Here is a 580-nt window from a genome sequence, read left to right as displayed (position 1 = left end):
GGCTGATGTTTTGTATGATTTAAATCCCAACATAGAGCGTATACGTTTTTTAATAAAACGATGATCTTGTTCTACTATGTTWTTTAAATATTTTATCCTTCGGATTTTGGTGCCYATTGGTATCCTTTTTTCTTTCTTCAGCTGTTCGATAGCAATTGGATAAGCAGGGTTCTTATCAACCGTGATGATACGAGGTTTTGAGATATGAAAAGACCGCAAGGCTTTCTTGAAGAATCGCTTTGCAGCCTTATGATTTCTAGATTTACTCAAATAAAAGTCAATCGTGTTTCCTTCAGAATCAACGGCACGATATAAATACATCCATTGTCCTTTTACTTTTATATATGTTTCGTCCACTCTCCATGAGTTATTCRTTTGTTTGAGATGAGGTCGAATTCGTTTATCAAACTCCGGCCCATATTGATGTACCCATCGCATAATAGTTGTATGAGCCAGGAATAACCCTCGCTCCTCCATCATTTCCACCAAATCACGAAAGCTTAAGTTGTACCGTAGGTACCAACGTACAGTTAACAAGATGATGTCTGGTTGATAATGTTTCCACTTAAATAAATTCTCC

Annotated in this window: 1 protein-coding gene; it reads right to left on the bottom strand. The window is 36.7% G+C overall.

Translation table 11 applies throughout. The features are described 5' to 3' along the window. Positions 1–580, bottom strand: a 580-nt coding sequence (locus tag AC1DTM_RS30865) for an IS6 family transposase (protein ID WP_477001751.1), incomplete at both ends; no start/stop codon positions are given.

It is taken from the genome of Bacillus sp. P4_D3, from assembly GCF_056401855.1.
This window is presented reverse-complemented; position numbering and strand designations above follow the sequence as displayed.